This is a genomic window from Microbulbifer maximicatervae (SeqCode) (assembly GCF_052467305.1).
Window position 1 is genome coordinate 141,336 of the sequence record NZ_CP174306.1, and the last position, 23,077, is coordinate 164,412.

General features: G+C 51.7%; 19 protein-coding genes and 2 tRNA genes. 19 read left to right on the forward strand and 2 right to left on the reverse strand.

Annotation, left to right across the window (positions count from 1 at the left end):
• Window positions 1–30: 30 nt before the first annotated feature.
• From queE to ACJJI4_RS00690, 7 genes are all read left to right on the forward strand, one after another.
• A complete protein-coding gene (gene queE, locus ACJJI4_RS00660) occupies window positions 31–690 on the forward strand; it encodes a 7-carboxy-7-deazaguanine synthase QueE (protein WP_108731832.1) in 660 nt (219 codons plus the stop codon).
• Between the two features lie 35 nt (window positions 691–725).
• Complete coding sequence (gene queC, locus ACJJI4_RS00665; RefSeq protein ID WP_444926698.1) at window positions 726–1,403, forward strand: 7-cyano-7-deazaguanine synthase QueC; 678 nt, start codon at window positions 726–728, stop codon at window positions 1,401–1,403.
• Between the two features lie 132 nt (window positions 1,404–1,535).
• Window positions 1,536–1,611: transfer RNA gene (locus tag ACJJI4_RS00670), tRNA-Lys, on the forward strand.
• A 105-nt stretch (window positions 1,612–1,716) separates the two neighbouring features.
• A tRNA-Lys gene (locus tag ACJJI4_RS00675) sits at window positions 1,717–1,792 on the forward strand.
• Window positions 1,793–2,545: 753 nt separating this feature from the next.
• Window positions 2,546–3,739, forward strand: a complete 1,194-nt coding sequence (locus ACJJI4_RS00680) for a hypothetical protein (RefSeq protein WP_444926699.1) — start codon at window positions 2,546–2,548, stop codon at window positions 3,737–3,739.
• Window positions 3,740–4,003: 264 nt separating this feature from the next.
• Complete coding sequence (locus ACJJI4_RS00685) at window positions 4,004–4,843, forward strand: hypothetical protein (RefSeq protein ID WP_444926700.1); 840 nt, start codon at window positions 4,004–4,006, stop codon at window positions 4,841–4,843.
• Between the two features lie 160 nt (window positions 4,844–5,003).
• Complete coding sequence (locus ACJJI4_RS00690; RefSeq protein ID WP_444926701.1) at window positions 5,004–6,560, forward strand: hypothetical protein; 1,557 nt, start codon at window positions 5,004–5,006, stop codon at window positions 6,558–6,560.
• 171 nt (window positions 6,561–6,731) lie between these two features.
• Here ACJJI4_RS00690 and ACJJI4_RS00695 read toward each other — a convergent pair whose 3' ends face one another.
• A complete protein-coding gene (locus tag ACJJI4_RS00695; protein WP_444926702.1) occupies window positions 6,732–7,829 on the reverse strand; it encodes an NAD(P)/FAD-dependent oxidoreductase in 1,098 nt (365 codons plus the stop codon).
• Window positions 7,830–7,991: 162 nt separating this feature from the next.
• Here ACJJI4_RS00695 and nadA point away from each other — a divergent pair, with 162 nt between their 5' ends.
• Window positions 7,992–9,044, forward strand: coding sequence for a quinolinate synthase NadA (gene nadA / locus ACJJI4_RS00700; protein WP_444926703.1), 1,053 nt, complete (start codon window positions 7,992–7,994; stop codon window positions 9,042–9,044).
• A 68-nt stretch (window positions 9,045–9,112) separates the two neighbouring features.
• Here nadA and ACJJI4_RS00705 read toward each other — a convergent pair whose 3' ends face one another.
• Entirely contained in the window at window positions 9,113–10,621 is a 1,509-nt protein-coding gene (locus ACJJI4_RS00705) for a M48 family metalloprotease (RefSeq protein ID WP_444926704.1), read from the reverse strand.
• A gap of 192 nt (window positions 10,622–10,813) precedes the next feature.
• Between ACJJI4_RS00705 and ACJJI4_RS00710 the strand changes: the two genes are divergently transcribed.
• The 11 genes from ACJJI4_RS00710 (at window position 10,814) to ACJJI4_RS00760 (ending at window position 23,051) form a co-directional block, all read left to right on the forward strand.
• Window positions 10,814–11,107: a sulfurtransferase TusA family protein gene (locus tag ACJJI4_RS00710; RefSeq protein WP_444926705.1), complete on the forward strand. Its 294-nt coding sequence runs from the start codon at window positions 10,814–10,816 to the stop codon at window positions 11,105–11,107.
• A gap of 23 nt (window positions 11,108–11,130) precedes the next feature.
• Complete coding sequence (locus tag ACJJI4_RS00715) at window positions 11,131–12,216, forward strand: AI-2E family transporter (protein WP_282934585.1); 1,086 nt, start codon at window positions 11,131–11,133, stop codon at window positions 12,214–12,216.
• 91 nt (window positions 12,217–12,307) lie between these two features.
• Window positions 12,308–13,411: a phosphoribosylaminoimidazolesuccinocarboxamide synthase gene (locus tag ACJJI4_RS00720; RefSeq protein WP_444926706.1), complete on the forward strand. Its 1,104-nt coding sequence runs from the start codon at window positions 12,308–12,310 to the stop codon at window positions 13,409–13,411.
• Window positions 13,412–13,572: 161 nt separating this feature from the next.
• Window positions 13,573–15,933, forward strand: a complete 2,361-nt coding sequence (locus tag ACJJI4_RS00725; RefSeq protein WP_444926707.1) for a marine proteobacterial sortase target protein — start codon at window positions 13,573–13,575, stop codon at window positions 15,931–15,933.
• A gap of 2 nt (window positions 15,934–15,935) precedes the next feature.
• Entirely contained in the window at window positions 15,936–16,514 is a 579-nt protein-coding gene (locus tag ACJJI4_RS00730) for a class GN sortase (protein WP_444895154.1), read from the forward strand.
• A 448-nt stretch (window positions 16,515–16,962) separates the two neighbouring features.
• The gene (aceE, locus tag ACJJI4_RS00735; protein ID WP_282934210.1) at window positions 16,963–19,632 is read left to right on the forward strand and encodes a pyruvate dehydrogenase (acetyl-transferring), homodimeric type; all 2,670 of its coding nucleotides are present in this window, start codon (window positions 16,963–16,965) and stop codon (window positions 19,630–19,632) included.
• 17 nt (window positions 19,633–19,649) lie between these two features.
• The gene (aceF, locus tag ACJJI4_RS00740; RefSeq protein WP_444926708.1) at window positions 19,650–21,293 is read left to right on the forward strand and encodes a dihydrolipoyllysine-residue acetyltransferase; all 1,644 of its coding nucleotides are present in this window, start codon (window positions 19,650–19,652) and stop codon (window positions 21,291–21,293) included.
• A 264-nt stretch (window positions 21,294–21,557) separates the two neighbouring features.
• Window positions 21,558–21,830: a hypothetical protein gene (locus tag ACJJI4_RS00745; RefSeq protein WP_282934208.1), complete on the forward strand. Its 273-nt coding sequence runs from the start codon at window positions 21,558–21,560 to the stop codon at window positions 21,828–21,830.
• A 95-nt stretch (window positions 21,831–21,925) separates the two neighbouring features.
• The gene (locus ACJJI4_RS00750) at window positions 21,926–22,228 is read left to right on the forward strand and encodes a hypothetical protein (protein WP_282934207.1); all 303 of its coding nucleotides are present in this window, start codon (window positions 21,926–21,928) and stop codon (window positions 22,226–22,228) included.
• Window positions 22,218–22,511: a hypothetical protein gene (locus ACJJI4_RS00755; RefSeq protein WP_413664437.1), complete on the forward strand. Its 294-nt coding sequence runs from the start codon at window positions 22,218–22,220 to the stop codon at window positions 22,509–22,511. The genes ACJJI4_RS00750 and ACJJI4_RS00755 overlap by 11 nt, the downstream gene beginning before the upstream one ends.
• A 180-nt stretch (window positions 22,512–22,691) precedes the next feature.
• Entirely contained in the window at window positions 22,692–23,051 is a 360-nt protein-coding gene (locus ACJJI4_RS00760; RefSeq protein WP_444892827.1) for a hypothetical protein, read from the forward strand.
• Window positions 23,052–23,077: the final 26 nt, after the last annotated feature.

A 23,077-nucleotide genomic window follows, 5' to 3' on the forward strand; every position in this document is an offset into this window, starting at 1 on the left:
GCCACTCGGGCGTTTTTGTGTTGGGTGTGTATGACCGATCTTTCCAAAGAATCACTCAGAATCAGTGAAATTTTCTACTCCCTCCAAGGAGAGGCGCGAGAAAGTGGCCTTCCTACGGTGTTTGTACGCCTGACGGGCTGCCCGTTACGCTGTACCTATTGCGACTCCGAGTACGCCTTTTACGGTGGCGAGCGCATGACGCTGGAGCAGATTTTGCAGCAGGTGCAAAGCCATCCCGCTCGCCATGTGTGCGTTACCGGTGGTGAGCCGCTGGCCCAACCCAATTGTTTTCCCCTGATGAAGGCGCTTTGCGATGCGGGCTATGCGGTGTCCCTCGAGACCAGTGGCGCAATGCCTGTGGATAAAGTGGATGAGCGGGTGTCGAGAGTGGTCGACCTGAAAACGCCGGCCTCCGGGGAGCAGCACCGCAACAGAATGGAGAATATGCAAGTACTCACTCGCCAGGACCAGATCAAGTTTGTGATCTGTGATCGCGGGGATTACGACTGGGCTCGATTTACCCTGGATCAGTACCGTATACCTGAGCGGGTTGGAGAGGTGCTTTTCTCCCCCAGCTACGAGCAGCTGCAGCCGCGCCAGCTAGCTGAATGGATTCTGGAAGATGGATTACCGGTGCGTATGCAGATGCAAATGCACAAGCTGTTGTGGGGCGACATCCCAGGCGTATAAAGCGCCGCTGCGCCACATCAAGAAAAGAGGAAAAAATGACAGCAAAGAAAGCAGTAATCTTGCTATCCGGTGGCCTGGACTCAGCCACCGTACTGGCCATGGCTCGCGCTGAGGGCTACGAGTGTTATGCCCTGGGCTTCGATTATGGCCAGCGTCACGAGGCAGAACTATTGGCTGCGCAGAAGGTGGCGAAGGACTTGGGGGCCGTTGAGCACAAGGTGGTTAAGCTCGACCTGCGCTCAATCGGCGGGTCGGCGCTGACCGATGATTCTATCGAAGTACCCGAAGAAGAAACCTCCGGTATTCCGGTGACCTATGTGCCGGCGCGAAACACGGTATTCCTGTCTATCGCCCTGGGTTGGGCAGAGGTGCTGGGCGCCCAGGATATTTTCGTGGGTGTAAACGCCGTGGACTACTCCGGCTATCCGGATTGCCGACCGGAATATATTGAGGCCTACGAGAAGATGGCCAACCTGGCTACCAGGGCCGGTGTCGAGGGCAACAAGCTGTCTATACGAGCGCCGCTAATGGACATGAGCAAGGCGGATATTGTTACCGAAGGAACCCGCTTAGGGGTGGACTACAGTTTAACTGTGTCCTGCTACCAAGCCTTGCCAGATGGCGCTGCCTGCCGTCGCTGCGACAGTTGCCGCCTGAGGGCTGGCGGCTTCACAGAGGCCGGCCTGGAGGACCCCACGGTCTACGTACCTTAATTGGCCGTTGGCGCCAATTTTTTGAACAAATACCTAACTCCTTAAATTTGTTAGATTTTTTTTCGAGTTAGGTATTGTCTTTTCGAAATAGATCCGTAAGATACGCAGCTCCTCACAACGAGGCATCGAAAAGGGTCGTTAGCTCAGTCGGTAGAGCAGTTGGCTTTTAACCAATTGGTCGCTGGTTCGAATCCAGCACGACCCACCATTTTCGACAGGGATGCCCAAGGCAGCCCACCCAGTTTTTACACTTCTGCGCGAAGGTAAAAACAACCCAAGTTGGACCATTACCAAATTAGTCCAACCATCCTGGGGGTCGTTAGCTCAGTTGGTAGAGCAGTTGGCTTTTAACCAATTGGTCGCTGGTTCGAATCCAGCACGACCCACCATATCTTCTCTGCTTCCGTAATAATTACTTCTCTTAGACTTCTCTAAAATCTATTTAATTTTTTATTTCTGTTTGCTGTATATTTTCTCTTGACTATTGGGTGCTGCTTTTCAGTAGGTGCTGACAACGCAAGCAATTTGTTCGTGCGCCTGGATCTATTTTATTTCATCACTAAGGCGTTTCTAGATCTTGACCGAACCTATCTAAGGAATATGTCACTTCTCGTGCTGGTACTACTGGCACCAGATTAGCGACATAAGTGGCTAGAGAGAGTCATCTTCTTAATTGTTGAGTGACTTGACCCGCTAAGAGTGAGTTATTAATGCTCTACCGGTGGCACAGAAATTTAATTCCAAACTTTGTTCCTAGTTTTTCCCCACTTCCTTCTTATAGCTGTATCGCCGCTTATCGTTAACTCTTACCCAGTAGTTGGTCGGCCCATGATCAGCGATTTGAGAATAGTTTCTAAGTATTCAGTCGTTCATTATCGCAAGTGACCTTGTGCCAGTGCATGTCAATTCCTCTTGGGATTTGTTGTTCGCATAATTGCCTGTGTCAATTTTATTGCCTCAGCGCTCAAGTTTGGCGAGCTTTAACACTTCTTTGGTGGATGCTGTTGTTTGGAGTAGGGATGGCGCTAAATTGGATTCTGCGCACTCCTTACGCCGGCATGCCTATTGGTATCGATGTTGTTGATGAGGCCCTCTAAGTTGAGTCCCAAGAAAAGCTTGAATAGTTAATGAAGGATTGAATTATGAGGAAATTGAAGCCTGTAGCTCTAGTTATATTGGTCGCAGTGAGTGGAAGTGCGATGGCCAGTAATAATACGACGTTAATAGATCAGCAGGGAGTGGGTAATACAGCGAATGCCAATCAGGTTGACCCTACGGCTATAGGGAACCTGATAGATGTCACCCAAATTGGCGATGCGAACTCTTCGTCATCGACCCAGGCGAGCGATGCCGTAAGTAATACCATGACCCACTACCAAGAGGGTGATGGCAATATGGCCGAGTCTTTCCAGCAGTTTATGACTGAGACAAGTTCGCTAGAAATTAACCAGATTGGGAATAATAACGATACGACAGCGGAGCAACTTGAATCACTTGGTTCTACCCAGGAACTAAATCAAGCTGGGGAAATGAACTTTATGACCATCACCCAGACTGATACCGAAGCATCTAGTATCGCGGTGACTCAAACTGGCGATATGAATGATGCGATCATAATGGGGCAGGTCTTCGATATACTGGGAAGTGATGTCATCCTAAATCAAATTGGCGATGACAATATGGCCCAGATCGGTCAGCAAAGCGTTGTGGAGTTTAGCACTATTTCTGTCGATCAAATTGGCAATCAAAATCTCTTTGTCAGTGAACAAATAATGGGGGTGTTCTCCTCCACTATAAGTGTTCTGCAATCTGGGGATATGAATGAGGTCGACTCTGATCAAGAAAATGGAATCACTACCAGCTTTGTCTCTATTACTCAGGTAGGTAATGGAAACTTTGCTGGTTCATTGCAGCAAGATACTGTCGAGAACAGTTCTGTAAACGTAAATCAGGTTGGAGATGGAAACTTTGGTGGCGGAGTTCAGCAAGCAATAGTTGATACAAGTGTTGGAAATGTCAGTCAATTGGGCTCGATGAACATGGGAGTTACCCAGCAGGCAGGTGGAACATCAGCAGCATTAGCATCGATTTCTCAATCGGGGACTTCGAATGAGGCGATGCTTGGACAAGTTACTGCAAGCTCGGTTACAGGAACCATACTTCAAGATGGCATTAGCAATATTGCAGGTGTGCTCCAGCAGGGAAATATGCTCAGTGTTGCTACAACCACCCAAATAGGTGAGTTAAATCAACATACAACCGAGCAATTGTCCGATTCGCAAACTGCTATTGCGACGCAAAATGGTATTTCAAATATTGGATTTATTTTTCAGTAAATTGGATAGGGGCTTCGCGGTATTAGTGTGAATACGGATCGCTGCAATGCGACTGCGGAGCTCCATGTATTTTTCAATTTTGTATTTTAGGATCAGATAATTATTTTCAAGGAGGTAAAATTGTTTCCTCCTATTGATTTTCGTCTATCTGATATAGGCCTTTAACTCTACTTTCCAAAGAGAGTTCAGGTTTTGATTTGGGGGCGTTGTGCTGTGCATTTGCTTAACGCAAGAGGTGAAATCTATGGATAAGGAATTAGTTAAATGAAAGTTTGGACTTCAGTTACTGCAATAGCTGCGCTCACTTTTAGTGGTCACTCTATGGGCGGTAATAATACGACTGATATTGACCAGGATGGCGACGGACATCTGGCAACAGTAGATCAGTCTAATCCTACCAGCACCAATAATACCGTTTCAATAACCCAAACCGGAGACTCACATCAAGTGTCTGTTTTACAGGGGGCACTTACAGATTTGAATATGGGCACGGTGGAGCAATCGGGTTTGATGAATGAGGCGATTCTGGAGCAAATTGCAGAAGTCTCAGAAAGTACAGCTCTAATTAGTCAATCTGGCGATGGCAACTTCGGTTGGGTGGTTCAGGATGACTTTGTTGTTGCAGGTAGTGCCTCTGTTATCCAGTCCGGTTCAAATAATGAGGGTATTGCTGCCCAGGTGGATGTTGGGGGGATACAGGGAACTGTTGCTGTTACTCAGACTGGGACAATGAACTTTGCACAAGCAATCCATGAGGATTTTGCGCTTAATAGCACTGGGCTAATTAATCAACTTGGGAGTGAAAATAGTGCCGAGTTATTTCAGGGAGACTTAACTGAATCAAGCTTTATTAGTGTTGAGCAAGATGGAACTCTCAACGAGGCATTGGTAGGGCAGGGCTTTGCTCTTTTCTCCTCTATTACCACCTTCCAGAGTGGTGATATGAATTATGTAGAAGTCTCTCAGTTGGGGCTAAGTACTGGATTGGCCACTGTCTCCCAGATAGGTTCCTCCAATATTCATGTCACGACACAAACAAATGATGGGCAGGTGGCTATTGCTAGCCAAGTGGGGGGGGGTAATACGGGAAGTATTATGCAGTAGAATTTCAAGGCCATAAAATTATGCCTGTATTTGTTATTGTTAATTCATAATTTTTAATTGTGATTGATAGTGCTAAATAGTTATGAATTCCTCGTTGTCCTTGTGAGGAAGTCCCCTGCTCAGTAGTTTGGTCGGTAATTTGTTTGAAAAGGAATTTGCTATGAAGTTTATGAAGCCATTGGCTGCGGCAGTGTTGGCCGTGATTCACTGTGGGGCTTTAGCAGACAGTAATGTCAGCAGTGTCTCCCAGCAGGGCTCTATGAATACAGCCACAATTGACCAGTCTGATCCTTCGGTTACAGATAATCAGATTGTGGTTATTCAAGATGGAACTGGAAATGTCTCTGATGCGGAACAGGTGAATAATACAACCAATAGTGTGATTACACACATACAAATTGGAGATAACAATGAGGCAAGTTCGATTCAGGATATAAATGTTAATGCAGCTAATAACACAATTAATCAACAGGGGGATATGAATCAGGCTGAGTCCTTTCAGGAGAATACAGTTGAATCATCCAGTTTAACGGTCAACCAATTTGGCAATTCCAACGATGCGGACCTTGATCAGGAGGAGGGAGTTACCCAGAGCTTGGTGTCGATTACTCAAACAGGGGATATGAACGACGCAGTGGTCCCGCAAGGAGATATCGTGAGTAATAGTTCTGTGGTCGCAACCCAGTCGGGAACTGATAATGAATTTGAATCCAGGCAGGATAACCAAGTTAGTTTCAGTAGTGTAATCTCATCTCAGGTGGGCTCAACAAACAGAGCCGAATTGGAGCAGGAAGACTTAATTGATACCAGTACGATTAGTGGTGTTCAAAATGGTGATATGAACGATGCAGATGCACAACAGTCGACTGTAATTTCGGCTAGTACTATTATTGTTAATCAAGTTGGCGATGATAATGTTTTAGATGTCGATCAGTTTAGCAATATCACTTCATCCACCGCGACTATTATACAGCTGGGCTCTTCAAATGATGGTGATATAGTTCAGGCTTCAGTTGTTGATTCGTCTACCGCGAGCATTTTTCAATCTGGTGCAAGTAATCAGGCAGACGTAGATCAGGGTGATGAGATTTCAAATAGCTCTATCATTGTTACCCAAAACGGTAATGACAATGGAATGTTTGTAGATCAGGAAGACCTGGTTTCCCAGAGTTTTATCACTATTAACCAGACTGGCGATAATAATGAAGCCGGGGTAAGTCAAGAGGGAGACGTTTCCTCAACAGCCGCGACTGTTATACAAAGCGGTAGTATGAATGAAGTAGATATTAGTCAAAGTAATTTTGTAGACTCTTCAACATTGACGGTATTTCAGAGTGGTTCCACCAATATGGTGGATGCTGAACAGGACGAATTTATTAGTAATAGTGTGATTGATATCACCCAATCGGGAACGGATAATACCGCTGATGTTGAGCAAGATACATTGGTTGACCTGAGTAGTGTGACTACTTTGCAAACTGGTACATCAAATTTTCTGATGGTGTTACAAACGGATGTCACATCATCCAATATCACCATTACCCAAGATGGAAATATGAATACGGTTGATGTCAGCCAAGCTGGGGTTTCCAGTAGCGCCAGTACCACCTCTCAGACAGGTACTTTAAATACTCATACCACCACTCAAGTGAATGATTTCCAAACCGCACTGGCAACACAGCTGGGTACGGGAAATATGGGTATGATTATTCAGTAATTCGCACCGTAAAAGCTAGAGGGAAAGAATACCCTGGGGTTTATGTTGAACCTGATGTAGGTGATTGGTGGATAAATACTATTCCTACTTTATCACTTCAATAGCGTATTCTTTCTGCTTTCGTTGTGATTTTTTGAGTTAAACAGAATTTCTCTTCCAGTGGATAAATAATTAGCAAATCATTTTTACGATTACTTCTCCGAGGTACAGTGAAGAGGTCAGCCCGGGGGATTCAATTCCCAAAAATGCCACTAACTGAGATTTATCCGATAGGCTTTTGTGATAAATCTGGAAATCACCAGCGGGGTGGCCCCTGCGTACAATTTTGGAGCGAATGCCCGCATAGCCTGGCCGTAAAGTATTCTTTGATATTCCAGGCCAGTAGCGACGGATGTTGTCATAAAATGTATTTAGTTTACGAGGATCCACTTGGTAGTTAATGGTCTCGACCCACTCCACATCCGGACCGAAGCGCGCACCTCCAGCCAAATCCAGAGTGAGGTGAATACCCAGACCGGCACTTTCAGGTAGAGGGTAAATTAAGTGTGAAAAAGGTACCTTACTTGACTGGGTAAAGTAACTGCCCTTAACAAAATACGTGGTGGGGATTTCTCGTTTTATAGCTTCGCTATTTATCGTCCCCACTAGCGAGCTTGTGTGGAGGCCTGCGGCCACAATTAGATTGCAGGTTTTCAGTTTGTAGCCATCCTCCATCACGAGTTGGCAAGTGCCGCTGGATATTTCAATTCGCGCAACTTTGCTCGCAAGTATAACTTCTCCTCCCCTGGCTTCCATGGCACCCTCAAGGGCTAGCATCAGGCTGTGGCTATCGATAATGCCGGTCGTCGGAGAGTAAATGGCACCGGCACATTGTAATTCCGGCTCCATAGATCGGGCTTCAGAGGCGCTTAGTAATCGAAGTCCGCCGGCGTTGTTCGCATCCCCCTGGGCTTTGAGGGCTCGGAGTTGCGGCAGCTGTGCTTTATCGGTGGCGACTACCAGTTTGCCGATTTGCTTATGGGGCACCGCGTATTCTTGGCAAAATTGGTACAGCATGGATTTACCCTTAACACAGGCGCGGGCTTTCAAGCTGTCTGTTGGATAGTAGAGGCCTGCGTGAATAACCTCACTATTGCGTGCGCTGGTTTCAGTTCCAATGGCACTGTGTTGTTCCAGTACTATCACTTTGTGGCCAGCGCGGCTCAGCTGGTAGGCGCAGGCAAGTCCTAATACCCCTGCCCCGACTATCACGGTATCCAATATCTCCATAGTGGTCCTGCTGCCGAAATGTGTACTTTCTGAGGTGACCAGGTTGAATCCCTTCGGCCTATTTTGCCTGTAACGCCAGATTAAAATTGCTGTCGAAAGGGTGCGTGGTGGTGTCGTTTCATTGCGCTATAATGCGCGCTTTTCCGCGACTGGAAGTTAGTCATGACTCATAAGTCCATTGCCGCAGACAAGGTAGATTCTCGCTCTTTGGTGCAAGCGCACCTGGCGGAGCCGGTAATGTCTCAATATAGCGAAGAAGAGCTGCAAGAATGGCGCGAGCGCATCAAGCGCTTGTTGAAAGAACAGAATGCAGTATTGGTCGCACACTACTATACCGACCCTTTGATTCAGGCCCTGGCGGAGGAGACCGGTGGCTGCGTTTCTGACTCATTGGAAATGGCCCGTTTTGGCGCTCAGCACTCGGCGGATACTCTGGTAGTGGCCGGGGTAAAGTTTATGGGTGAGACCGCTAAGATCCTTACCCCGAACAAGAAAGTACTGATGCCGACCCTTGAGGCAACCTGCTCCCTGGATCTCGGCTGCCCCCCACAAGAATTCTCTGACTTTTGCGATCAGCACCCGGACCGGACTGTGGTGGTTTACGCCAATACTTCTGCTGCGGTAAAAGCCAGGGCGGACTGGGTGGTGACCTCGAGTATTGCGCTGGATGTAGTGGATCACCTGGATGCCAATGGCGAAAAAATCCTTTGGGCACCTGACAAACACCTCGGCGGCTATGTCCAGCGGGAAACCGGCGCAGACGTACTGTTATGGGACGGTTCCTGTATTGTGCATGAAGAGTTTAAGGCCAAGGGGGTTGAGGACTTAAAGGCCCTCTACCCGGATGCTGTGGTTCTAGTGCATCCTGAATCTCCCGCCTCTGTAGTAGCCCTGGCCGATGTGGTGGGTTCTACCTCACAGATTATTAATGCTGCCAAGACCCGCCCAGAGAAGCGCTTTATTGTGGCTACCGACCAGGGCATTTTCTACAAGATGCAACAGGAGTGCCCAGGCAAAGAGCTGATGGTGGCGCCAACCGCCGGCGCTGGAGCCACTTGCCGCAGCTGTGCTAATTGCCCCTGGATGGCGATGAACTCTCTGGAGAACCTCTGCGGTGTACTGGAGCGCGGGGATAATGAGATCTTTGTGGACCCGGAACTGGGACGCAAGGCGATGATTCCGCTGCAGCGGATGTTGGATTTCCGCAAAGGTTAGCTCTCGAGGGAGCGGCGGTGAGTAAACAAAAAGAGCGGCCAGTGGCCGCTCTTTTTCGTTGGGGGGAGTTACAGCTCCTCGATTCTTTCCTGCATTTTCAGTACATCTTTGAGGCGCTGTTCCAGGATGGCATTGACCTGGTAATCGTCTTTTGACATGCGAATTCCATGGCGCAGGTGCTGAATAGCCTTGTCGAATATGCCGTTGAGGATGTAATACTCAGCCCGGGCCTCGTGCACGCCAACAATATCTCCGGCTAATCCGTGGGTCTCCGCCAATAGGTACCAAACTGCCGGGTCTTTCTTCCGCGTACGGCTATATTTCGCCAGCAGGCGCTCTGCAGCCAGGTAGTTACCGGCTTTAAAGTGGGCATTGGCTAGGCCCATGATTAAGGCGTGGTCTCCCGGGTTGCGATCGAGGGCCCATTGCAGGCGCTTGGTGGCACTGCTGTAGTCTTCTCGCACCAGATCGATATCCGCTCGGGCCAGCACATAGGCTGCTTTTGAGGGAGTCTTGTCTAACAGGGGCTGCAAGGTGTCCAGCGCTGAGTCGGGCCTACCTGCGGCTACTTGGGCCAGGGCGAGGCCGTAACGGGCGGCATCCTCATTATCATTGATACCATTCAGCTCTGCGCTAAAGCGTTTTACTGCTTGCTGCGGCGTTGGTTCTGTTGCGAGCCGTACCCGGGCGCGCATCAGGTGATAATCCAGGTCCTCGCTGGGAGCCACTTTATCCATACGCTGAGCGCGCAACTTGGCATCGGCAATACGCTTTTCTGTAACGGGGTGGGTCAGGAGAAATTCCGGCGGGCGCTGGTAGTAGCGTGTGGCCTTGAGCATTTGCTCGAACATTTCACCGGCGGCTTCTGGATCGCGCCCGGATTTGGCCAGGGTATCAATACCGACCCTATCTGCCTCTTGCTCATTCTTGCGGCTGAATCGCAGTTGGTTATCCAGGGCTGCAGCCTGGGTCGCGCTCATAGCTGCTATTCCCGCTTCACCACCGGCGGTGGCAGCCAGAACCAGGGCACCGAGCATACCGGCCAAGGTGGGAATTGTGCTATTGCGCTGTGCTTCCAGAGAGCGGGCGTAGTGCCGCTGGCTGAGGTGGCCCAATTCGTGGGCAACTACCGATGCAAACTGGTCTTCACGTTCGGCAAATAGAAACAGGCCGGTATGGATCCCCATGACTCCGCCGGGGACCGCAAAGGCGTTCATGGTTTTGTTGTTTACTACGACAACATCAATTTCTTTGTCTTCCAGCGGGCTGTATTCGGCCAATTCCTTGACCATGCCTTCGACAAATTGCTGGATCAGGGCGTCGCTGGAAGTGCGAACCTGACTGCGAAAAATACGCAGCCACATCTGCCCCAGTTCTTTTTCCTGGGTGTGCGATACGACCCCGCTGGTCCTATCGCCCAGTTCGGGGAGGCGGATTTCATCGCTGTCCGCGATGGCAGCAAACGGGACTGCGCCGAGTAACAACCCCATACCCAGGCTTCGCAGTCCTGCGCGAAGTCGATGGAGGATAGCTGAGGGGCGCGTTCGGTGAAGCAGGCTGTTTTTGGAATCAGTCATCTTGATTACTGCTCGGTCTGTCCATGAAGGATCTATAGTCCAACTCTATACGCTACCCCGTTGGACTGTCGAGGATTGGACTTAGTGGACCATAAAAGGTTCACGCTTGCGCCAGGCGGAAAGTTAAAAAGCGTAAAGCCTGTGCGGGTTATGGCGTCTGGTTCGCGCTATAATTCCCGGCAATTCTGGTTTGTGACTAAAAAGGCAATGTCAGTAACTTCTTCTACCAATCAGCCCGATACCCAGATACCGAACTGGGACGCGGCCACTATTGTGGATGCAAGAAATCTGCCCTGCCCACAACCGTTACTGGTCATGCGCCGGGCATTGCGGGAATACCCAGAGGGAACACTGCTTTGTGTGCTGGCCACTGATGAAGGGTCCTGGCGAGACTTCCACAGTTTTGCATCTTTAAGTGGCCGGCCCCTGCTCCGCGCTGAGCGACGTAATAATACCTTTCAATATTGGCTGTACGCTGGCAAATGAATAAAGATAAATCCCGAGAGTCTATGTTATCGATTGTAAAAGGCTGGGTGAACCGCTACTTCAGTCAGGAAGAAGTGGTGCTTCTGGTTTTAATATTGACCCTGGCCCTGGTAGTTCTGGCGACTCTGGGCGCTGTGCTAGCCCCGGTATTCACCGCGTTGGTGATCGCCTTCCTGATGCAGGGCATGGTGCAAAAGCTGAAGTCCTGGCGTGTGCCACACTGGTTGGCGGTTACCCTTTCCTGTTTGGTCTTGGTGGGCACTATTGTGGCCCTGTTATTTGTGGTGCTGCCTATTATCTGGCGTCAATTGGTGCGGCTTGGGGCGGAGTTGCCCAATATGGTGCAGCGCGGGCAGGAGCTTTTATTGTTACTTCCTGAGCGCTACCCGCGTTTAATTTCAGCCGGGCAGATCGATGAAATCTTCAATACCCTCGGCAGCGAACTGGGCGGCCTGGGGCAGACACTGCTGGCCTTCTCCCTTACCAACCTACCCATTTTTGCCGGGTTGCTGATTTACGTTGTAGTGGTGCCGATCCTGGTATTTTTCTTCCTGAAGGACGCAGAGCAGCTGATTCGCTGGTGCACCTCTTTCCTGCCGAAAGAGCGGCCCATGCTCCACCAGATTTGGCATGAGATGAATGACCAAGTGGCCAATTATGTGCGCGGTAAGGTGATAGAAATTGGCATTGTGGCTGCTGTCAGTTATGCCGCCTTTCTGTTACTGGGGGTGAACTACGCCCTGTTGCTGGCGGTAGCCGTGGGTTTCAGTGTGCTGATTCCTTATATCGGTGCAGCGGTTGTCACTATCCCCGTTGCGGCTATTGGGCTTTTCCAGTGGGGGTGGAGTAATGAATTTTTATACCTGATGATGACATACGGCATCATCCAACTGCTCGATGGCAATGTACTGGTACCACTGCTGTTCTCCGAGGCAGTTAATCTGCACCCGGTTGCTATTATCCTCGCAGTGCTGTTCTTTGGCGGCATCTGGGGTTTCTGGGGCGTCTTCTTTGCAATTCCCCTGGCGACCTTGCTCAAGGCCATTATGAGTGCCTGGCCCACCCATGAGCACCAGGTGGAATGGGAGGCCCGGCGAAGCTCGGAGTAATTACCCGATATCTTTCTTTGTCTGTAGGCCGCGGCATTTGCTAGAATGCCGCGCTTTCTTTTATTTGGTCCCTTCAAATAGGTGAGAGCCCATGAGCCTGGCTGACAAAGTTCTAGCGGTCAATAATGACCTGCCGATCCGCACCGACAAGCCTATCCACAGTGGCAAGGTCCGTTCCGTATACTGGCTGAGCGAAGAAGACAGCCGCCGCCTGATTGAGGAGAAGGGCTACCCGGTTTCTCCTGACACTCCACTTGCGGTAATGGTGATTTCTGATCGCATCTCCGCGTTCGACTGTATCTGGACTGGCGAAGGCGGCATGCGCGGCGTACCAGGCAAGGGCGCAGCACTAAATGCTATTTCCAACCACTGGTTCAAGCTGTTTAAAGAGCAGGGCCTCGCCGATAGCCACATTCTGGATATCCCGCACCCGCTGGTGTGGATCGTACAGAAGGCGCGCCCGGTTATGATCGAGGCGATCGCCCGTCAGTACATCACCGGCTCCATGTGGCGCTCCTATGAGAAGGGTGAGCGGGAGTTCTGTGGTATCGAGATTTCTGATGGCTTGCAGAAAGACCAGAAGCTGCCTGAATTGCTCATTACTCCCTCCAGCAAAGGCATTCTCAAGGGTATCCCCGGCGTGCCGGAAGCAGACGATGTCAATGTCACCCGCAAGAATATCGAAGACAATTTCGCGGCCTTCGGCTTCCGCAAGGCAGGCGATATCGACCTGTACGAGAAGTTGCTGAAAGAAGGTTTTGATTTGATTTCCGCCGAGCTGGAAAAGCTCGACCAGGTCTTTGTCGATACCAAGTTTGAATTCGGCTATGTCACCGATGCCAATGGTGAAGAGAAGCTGATTTATATGGACGAAGTGGGTACCCCGGACTCCTCCCGTATCTGGGACGGCGAACAGTACCGCACGGGCAAGGTAGTGGAAAAATCCAAAGAGGGTTTTCGCCAGGCCCTGCTCAACTATTTCCCTGATGCTGATATCCTGTTGAACAAAGATCGCATGGATGAACGCTCGGCTTTGGCTCGTGATAACGAGCTGCCAGAATCTATGTTGATGGATCTCTCTAATACTTATATTGGTATTGCTGAGAAGATTATTGGTACGAAACTAGAGATATCTGATAATCCCAAAGCGGAATTGCTTGAAGTTCTCCGCAAGGATTACGGTCTGGTCGACTAACCTGGATCGAACTGCAAAAAACCGGCGTTTTCGCCGGTTTTTTTATGCCTGCCATAATTCGCCACAATTCCTCCTGTTTTGTGCTTGTATTCCTGCCGCCTTTCGCCCGCTTCCCCCTGTTTAATGACTTCAGCATCCAATTTAAAAGTGGAGGGAAGTGAGTGAACAGGGTGACGTTATTTGGGCAGCGGTTTCATAAAGACGATCTGATGTTGTCGACAGAGGAATACTATCGTCGCCGCCAGAAGACCGGTGGTGTCGGGCGCTGGTTATTATTTATTGTGGTGGTATTGGCGGTAGTCATTGCGGCAATCGGGGCAGAGGTCAATGCCCAGGAACTTCCTCCTGTGAGTGATGCGATTCAGAAGGAGTTCACCGAGGTGGTTACCCTGGACGATGTGAAGGGAGGGGACTTACTTTTTACTGGCAATGAGTCGGGAAAGTATATTCCAGCGGTGCACCTGAAAAGTCAGGTCAGTATTTCCGTGCGGGGTCTGGTAGCGGAAGTAGAGCTTCAGCAGCAGTTCAAGAATACCACTGACGGCTGGCAGGAAGCGGTTTATGCATTACCACTGCCTGAGCAAGCTGCGGTAGCGGGGCTTGAAATTCAGGTGGGTGAGCGCCGCATTGTCGGTAAGGTGCGCGAGCGGAAAGAGGCCTCCAAGATTTATAAGGCTGCTCGTGCGGCGGGTAAGCGTGCAGCTCTTCTAGAGCAGCAGCGCCCAAATCTGTTTACTAATAAAGTGGCCAATATTGCCCCCGATGAGATGGTGCAAATTAATATCCGCTTCATGCAGCCGGTCAATTATGACAGCGGCGTTTTTTCACTGCGCATGCCCACGACATTGACCCCGCGCTATATCCCTGGCAAGCCAATACCCTCCCAGGCATTGAACGGCGATGAACAGGAGTTGGTGGCAGAGAGTAGTGGCTGGGCCCTGCCCACTGACCAGGTGCCGGATGCTGCGGCGATAACTCTGTTTATGCAGTCAGCGCAGGAGCTACAGGCACTGGATAGCCATAATATTTCTATCGAGGTAGATCTGCATGGCGGACTGCCACTGGCAAAAATCGATAGCCCCTATCACCAGATTGATATTGATAACCGAGGTGACGGTTGCTATCGGATTCAGTTGCGCGATGAAACAGCTGCAATGGATCGGGATTTCTTGTTGAACTGGCAGCCGCGCGCTTCTGCTATGCCACGGGCGGCGCTGTTTAGCGAGAAAATCACGGCGCAAGAGGGGGAAGAAGAACAGGCTGGTGCTTATTTACAGGTCATGCTGCTGCCACCCAGCGACGGTACTTCCGCGCAGCGTTTACCAAGGGAGGTGATTTATGTGATCGATACTTCCGGCTCTATGTCTGGCAACTCTATTCGCCAGGCGAAGGAGAGCCTTACCCTGGCACTGTCTCGCCTGCACAGCAATGACCGCTTTAATGTTATTGAATTTAACAGTACAACCCGCGTATTTTTCCCGCGCCCGATAGCCGCGAGCGCGGAGAATATCCGCCGTGCGCGTCAGGAAATCGAAAACCTGAATGCGGAGGGGGGCACAGAAATGGCGCCGGCCTTGCGAATGGCATTCGGTCAGCAAATGCAGGATGACACCAGCACCGTTCAGCAAGTCGTGTTTATTACAGATGGTGCGGTGGGCAATGAACGGGCCCTGTTCGAGTTAATTAGCCAATCCCTGCATAACGCCCGGCTGTTTACTGTGGGTATTGGTTCGGCTCCCAATAGCCACTTTATGCGCAAAGCTGCTCAGTTTGGTCGCGGTACTTTCGTCACCATCGGTGATATTTCCGAGGTTCGCGAGCGTATGCAGGCCCTGTTCGCCAAGTTGGAAAATCCTATGGCTACAGACTTGCAACTCAGTTGGCCCCAAGGCGTCGTCGTGGATGCCTACCCCAAGCGTATCCCCGATCTCTATAACGGTGAGCCTATGCAGTTGGTGGCAAAGGTGCAGGGTGATTTCTTGCAGGGAGATATTCAGTTGCGGGGCCGAATGGCAGGTAAGCAGTTTGTGCGCAAACTCGCTCTGAAAGTAGAGAGTGGTAGCGAAACTTCAGGCATCGGCAGTGTCTGGGCGCGCAGTAAAATAGATTCTCTGCGGGACCGGCAGCTTCAGTCTGGAGAGCAGTCGGATGCGGGCCTGGCTCTGCGCGAACAGATTTTGCAGATTGCCCTGAGGCATCAACTTGCCAGCCCCTACACCAGTTTTGTTGCAGTCGAAGAAGAAGTTGTGCGCAGCGCTGAAGAGAAGTTATCTCGCAGTTCGGTCACCAATATGGTGGCTAAAGGGCAAGTGCTACAACGCCAGGCCTACCCGCAAACTGCTACAGGTCTCTATGGGCAGTTATTGGCAGCGGCAGTGTTGTTGATGTTTGCGGTGATTTTCCAACGCGGTCGGGCCTTGCGCAGCAATTTGGCCCGAGTCCTGCGATGCTTCCTGCGCAGGGTTTTACCGGACCCGCGTCAACCCAGCAGCGCTAATCCTCTGCAACGGGGAGGTGCGTAAGCGTGGCTCGCTCACTGCTCTTTATGCTTTGCTTGGGAACGGGCTTGTGGCAGCTGGGTTCCGCCAGCTGGCTCCTGGCCAAGGCAGAATTGGCCCAAGTGTTGATTAATAGTGCTTGGGAAGAACAGCTACAGGGCGGGGCTCTGCAAAAGCCCTGGCCCTGGGCGGACACCTGGCCAGTGGCCAAGTTAAAGTTGGAAGGACAGTCGCCATTAATTGTTCTCAGTGGCGGTAGTGGCCAGGCGTTGGCTTTCGGCCCTGGTCTCTTAGCTGGGTCCGGCAATCCTGGCGAGCCTCGCACCACGGTTATTGCCGCACACCGGGATACTCACTTTGCGGGATTAGAGCGTGTCAGGCGGGGTACCTCCATTTACCTGCAGGATAAACGCGGACGCTGGCATACTTATCGGGTTGCGGAAATGCGAATTGTGGACAGTGAGAGAGAGCGTTTGCCGATCTTTGCCGAGCGGGGTTTATTGCTGGTGACTTGTTACCCCTTTAATGCCCTGGCGGCTGGTGGCCCGCTGCGTTACTTGGTCTACGCTGAATATCAACCCGGTGGGGAGCTGGTTCAGCTGTGACTGATGTCTTTGTTTGAGACTCGATTTTGTAGTTCATTTTCTCAAAAATTCCACTAAATGTTCCGGTGAAACGGCCAAACGGCAAATAATTGTTTTGCTCTTTTGTTTTATTTGTTACTAACCGTCCTATCTGGAAAATTTTTTGTAGTAATACTACAATTCCCTCCGCTAACAACCGGGGATGGGGTTTTGTCCGCCAGTCTGCGCGGGCCCCGGAACAAATAATCACAGTCAAACTAGGCACTTGCGGCAATCAATTGCGCCGCTTTCCTCACCGTCATATTCGAGTAAAGATTCACAAACTTTGCATTTACGCCAACAAAGTTGGTGAATTGGCGGAACCAAGAAAAAAAGGAAGCTTTTTTTTGCTCGCGCTGTAGTTTGCCCGCGTACCGATTTTTGAGAAATAGACCGACTCGACGTCGCCTAATTCGCCGAGGAGCACTTGATGCACGAAGATACCGATAACCTCGAAACGCAGGAGTGGCTGGACGCGCTGCAAGCGGTTATCCGCTATAGCGGCAAAGAACGCGCAGCCTTCCTCCTGAAGCAGCTGTCTGACCGCGCTACCGATGTAGGCGTACAATTGCCTGCGGCAATCACCACTCCCTATCGCAACTCCATTCCGCCCAATGCGGAAAAGCGTATGCCTGGCGACTTATTTATGGAGCGCCGCATTCGCTCCCTGATTCGCTGGAATGCCCTGGCGATGGTGGTACGTGCCAACCAGAATGACGATGGCCTCGGTGGCCATATCTCCAGTTTCTCCTCTGCGGCCACACTCTACGATGTGGGCTTCAACTACTTCTTCCGTGGCAATGAAGGTGAAGAGCGCGGCGACCTGATTTTCTTCCAGGGCCACAGCGCACCGGGTATTTATGCCCGCTCCTACCTGGAAGGGCGTTTCGATGAAGAGCAGCTGGACAACTTCCGCCGCGAAGTGAACGGCAATGGCCTGTCCTCTTACCCGCACCCCTGGCTGATGCCAGAGTACTGGCAGTTCCCCACGGTCTCCATGGGATTGGGGCCGATCCAGGCGATTTACCAAGCGCACATTATGCGCTACCTGTCTGCCCGCGGCCTGTCCCCGCGCGGCGATCGCAAGGTGTGGGCTTTCCTAGGTGACGGTGAGTGTGACGAGCCGGAAACCCTGGGCGCAATCTCCCTGGCTGGCCGCGAGCAACTGGAAAACCTGGTGTTCGTGGTTAACTGTAACCTGCAGCGTCTGGACGGCCCGGTACGCGGCAACGGCAAGATCGTGCAGGAGCTGGAAGGCGTATTCCGCGGTGCCGGTTGGAATGTTGTCAAAGTACTCTGGGGTCGCTTATGGGATCCGCTGCTGGAGAAAGATGACAAAGGCCTGTTGCAGAAAGTCATGGACGAAGTTGTCGATGGCGAGATGCAGAACTTCAAGGCCAACGGCGGCGCTTATACCCGCGAGCACTTCTTCGGCAAATACCCGGAGTTGCTGGAGCTGGTTAAGGATATGTCCGACGATGAGATTATGAAGCTCAATCGCGGCGGCCACGACCCCTACAAAGTTTACGCAGCTTACGCGTCGGCGATGGCCCACAAAGGCCAGCCCACCGTGATCCTGGCCCAGACCGTTAAAGGTTACGGCTTGGGCTCCGCCGGTGAAGCGGCGATGGACACCCACTCTGTGAAGAAGTTGGATCTGGATTCCCTCAAGCGTTTCCGCGATCGCTTTGCCATTCCGCTCACCGATAAAGAGCTGGAAGAGGTCCCTTACTACCGCCCATCTCCGGACAGCCCGGAAATGAAATATATGGCGGAGCGCCGCAAGGCCCTGGGCGGTCCGGTTCCCCGTCGCCCGGTTGAGTGCCCGAAACTGGAAGTTCCCGGCCTCGATGCCTTCAGCGCACTGACCAAAGGCTCCGGTGAGCGCGAAATCTCCACCACCATGGCATTTGTCCGCGCGATCGCCGCCTTGGTAAAAGACAAGAATATTGGCAAGAACATCGCGCCGATCGTTCCCGATGAAGCCCGTACCTTTGGTATGGAAGGCCTGTTCCGCCAGCTGGGTATCTATTCCTCCCAGGGGCAGCGCTACACCCCGGTGGATCACGGCCAGATCATGTATTACAAGGAAGATAAGAAAGGCCAGGTGCTGGAAGAGGGCATCAACGAAGCCGGTGCCATGTCCACCTGGATGGCGTTGGCTACTGCCTACAGCAACCACGGCGTGCCGATGGTGCCTTTCTATATCTACTACTCCATGTTCGGCTTCCAGCGTATCGGCGACCTGGCCTGGGCCGCTGGCGATATGCAGGCGCGCGGCTTCTTGATCGGCGCCACTGCTGGCCGTACCACCTTGAACGGTGAGGGTCTGCAGCACCAGGATGGCCACAGCCACGTACTGTCCTCCACTATCCCCAATTGCCGCAGCTACGACCCGGCTTACGGTTATGAGCTGGCGGTGGTTATGCAGCGCGGCTTGAAAGAGATGTACGAAGAGCAGAAGAACCTCTTCTACTACATCACTATCGAGAACGAAAACTACCTGCAGCCGGAAATGCCTCAGGGCGTGGAAGAGGGCATTATCCGCGGTATCTATAAGCTGCAGTCCAACGTCAAGAAAGGCGCCAAGGGCAAAGCGGCGAAGAAACATGTACAGCTGATTGGTGGCGGTACTATTTTGCGCGAGGTACTGGCAGCGGCGGATATCCTCGCCGACCAGTTCGGTGTGACCTCCGATGTCTGGAGCCTCACCTCCGCTGTGGAATCGGCCCGTGAAGGCCAGGATGTGGCGCGCTGGAATATGCTGCACCCGGAAGCCGAACCGCGCAAAGCCTGGATCACTGAGCAGTTCGAAGGCAATACCTCCCCAGTTATCGCCTCCACCGACTACATCCGTTCCTATGTGGAGCCACTGCGCGAATTTATCGACGGTGAACTGACCACCCTGGGTACCGATGGTTTCGGCCGCAGTGACAGCCGCGAGCAGCTGCGTCGCTTCTTCGAAGTGGATCGCAACTACGTGGTGATCGCCGCACTGAATGGCTTGGCCAAGCAGGGCGTTATTGATGCGAAAGAGGTTGCGGAAGCAATCGTGAAGCTCAATATCGACGCCGAAAAAGTTAATCCACGCATCAGCTAAGAGAAGGCAGAACTCCTATGGCAAAACAAGTCATTAAAGTGCCTGATCTCGGTGGTGCCGATCAGGTGGATGTGATTGAAATTTCTGTTGCTGTCGGCGATACCGTCGCGCAAGAAGATTCACTGATTGTGGTGGAGGGCGATAAAGCCTCCATGGATGTGCCAGCCCCAGTGGCTGGCAAAATCCTCAGCATCAGCGTGAAAGAGGGCGATAAGGTCTCTGAAGGCGATGTGATTGGGGAGATAGAAACCGATGTGGCGGAAGCGCCGGCAGAGGAGCCCGCTGCGGCCCCTGCCAAGCAAGAAGCTGCACCCGTTGCAGAGCCTGTGGCTGAAGCCCCTGCGGCAGCGGCGAGCGGCGAGCCGAAAGAAGAAACGATCCAGATCCCGGATCTGGGTGGCGCTGATGCAGTTGATGTGATTGAGATCAGTGTGCAGCCCGGTGATGCGGTCGAAGAGGGCGACTCCCTGATTGTGGTGGAAGGCGATAAAGCCTCTATGGATGTGCCTTCCCCCAGCGCCGGTACCGTAGTTTCTATCGCGGTGAAAGAAGGCGATAAGGTTTCCACGGGTGACACCCTGGGCGTATTGAAAGTAGTTGCTGCAGGCGCCGCCGAGCCCGCAGCTACAGCTGCAGCCCCTGCAGCGACAGCGCCTGCCGAGAGCGCGCCACAGCAGGCAGCAGCGTCTGTTGAGCCCCCGGCAGTGCCGCAGAAAGACTATCAGCTGGAGCGCAACCTCACCGCAGCAGCCCAGGTTTACGCCGGCCCCGCCGTGCGCAAACTGGCCCGCGAGTTGGGTGTTACCTTGAATAAGGTGAAGCCCACTGGTCCGCGCAACCGGGTCTCCAAGGACGATCTGCATAATTATATCCGCGAGCAGGTGAAGAAAGCTGAGAGCGGCGCGGTTGGTGTCGGCGGTGGAATCGGTATCGCCAAGATGCCGGATATCGACTTCAGCCAGTTTGGCCCGGTGAATGTGGAGCCGATGAGCAAGATCCACAAGATTACCGCAGCCAACATGTCGCGCAACTGGCTCAACGTGCCTCACGTCACCCAGTTTGACGATGCGGATATCACAGAGCTGGAAACCTTCCGCAAGTCCATGAAGGCTGAGGCGGAGAAGCGCGGAGTGAAGCTCACCCCAGTGCCTTTCCTGTTGAAAGCTGTAGCCGCAGCCCTGCGTGCAGAGCCGAGCTTTAATGTGTCCCTGCACAACGATGGCGAGCACATTGTGCGCAAGGACTATGTGCATGTGGGTATGGCAGTAGATACTCCAAAAGGCTTAATGGTGCCGGTTATCCGCGATGTGGATAAGAAAGGCCTGTACGAGCTGGCGGCAGAGGCCACTGAAATGGCCCTGAAAGCCCGCGATGGCAAGCTGAAGCCCAACGAGATGCAGGGCGCCTGCTTTACCATTTCCAGTTTGGGGGCTATCGGCGGCACCGGGTTTACCCCGATCGTCAATTCTCCGGAAGTTGGTATCCTCGGTGTTTCCAAGCTGGCGATGAAGCCGGTGTGGAACGGTAAGGACTTTGAGCCTCGGCAGATGTTGCCCTTGGCGCTCTCCTACGATCACCGCGCGGTAAATGGCGGAGATGCCGGACGCTTTATGACTTACTTGGTCAGCGTGCTGGCAGATGTGCGAAGACTGTTGCTGTAATTACCAGCGAGTTAAAGTCAGTACAAAAAAGCGGCCAATCGGCCGCTTTTTTTATAGTCAGGACTAGGGAGCCTCTGAATAACTCCGTACATTCCATATAAGTAAGTTAGCTTTTAAGTGGAAATGAAATATTCGCCGCGAAAAACATCAACAAGATGATTTACGCGCAAATCGATTCTGGGTTGCTGGCTGCTAATGCCTCGGCAGCTAGACTCACAGAGAGGCTACTATCATCGCAGCACTGAAAATGTGAGGTGTCGGATTATGGGACCTACAAGGAAATTCGCGTTGCCGCTTGTGGCGGTATTTGCGATGCAGGGCTGCTTGTTTTTGCCTGCGGACGAAGTGGAGGGCGAAGACCCTTTCTTTTATGAGGCAGAGGCTGCCGGACAAAGCGCCAGCTTTGTGGAAGTCGGCAGTAACCACACAAAATACCCACAACCCCTTACCGCCAAAAGCGAATGCGAGGCGGCGGATTGCGTAGATAGCTTGCAGGACTCCATGGCCTGGTTTTTCCCTATATTGCGGGTTTACTAACGACAGTAGCCGAGCCCAGTGTGGAGCTGTTGCGAAATAGCCGGATCTAAAAGTGCGTGGACTCTGTCCGCGCGGTGCTGATACGGAGCGCTACCATGCAAAAGTTTGCGATATTTATTTCTGCCTTGTCGATGGGTGTATTCCTTGAGGGTTGTGGAACCCCCGATACGCGCAATCAAGTGGTTTATCCCGTAAGCCCGCCAATTCCCCGCCATGCGGAATACCGGGGTTATCCCTCTTCTCACTCTTCTCATTCCTCCCATGTGCCAGATGCACCTGCGTCTCCAACAAGCTGCCCGGGGGATTCTGAGGAGCTGGCGCCGGGTTCTATTTGTCCACCCAGTGCCCGTTGTTTTGACATTTCCGGTGGAAGGCGTTGTATTTCCTATGAAAATTAGCGTTGTTTTTTTTCTTATTCTTGTAGCGCAGTCCCTGGCGGGCTGCGTGGCTGACGGTTTCGGTTATGACTTAACCGGCACGGCAACTTACTACACCTACAAAACTACTCCGGTGCCACCGGATGAACTTACAGCATTCCCGCGTTTTTGTCTGGCCGGTGATCCCTATATGGGAAGTCTCGACAACTGTATTGCCGAGGGTGTGCACTGCTATCAACTGGACACCGGTGATTGGTGTGAAGGACCCTATTCACCATTTGAGTTGAGTTACAGTTTCTACTGACCAAGTAATTTTCCGCTAGTGCCGCTTTTTGAGCCGGTGCGAAATGGTGGTATGGGGGCACGCAGTTTATTTTGACTCCATTGTTTTTTCCTGAGTGGAGTAAAAATTAAGACTGGATCGTTTTATTTTGGGATGCCGATTTAAACAGGTTTAATAATGAGGGGTGCCAATAGAAGCTGGATGCGAAATGTAATTGTCGCAGTGGATCAGCTGGGAAATGCTATTGCCGGTGGTAATCCCGATGCAACTATATCGGCACGCTGTGGGTATTTTTCTAGAGTGACGGAAACCCGTTTTCGCCACTATTGGAGATTTTTGGAGCGGGTGATTAATTACACCTTGATGCCAATAGATGGGCCGGATCACTGTTACCAGTCTTATCTGTGGGATCGCGCTGAGAAACACGAAGAGGGCAGTGACTATATGCGAGCCCTTCTGGGGGTGATCGTTATTATTTTTTGTGTACCCATGGGGTTATTGATTCGGGTTTATGTAATTTTATTTCCGAGAGCCCGCTGGAAAAAGGAAACGCGCAAATAGAAAAAAGCCCGGGCGCATAGCATTTA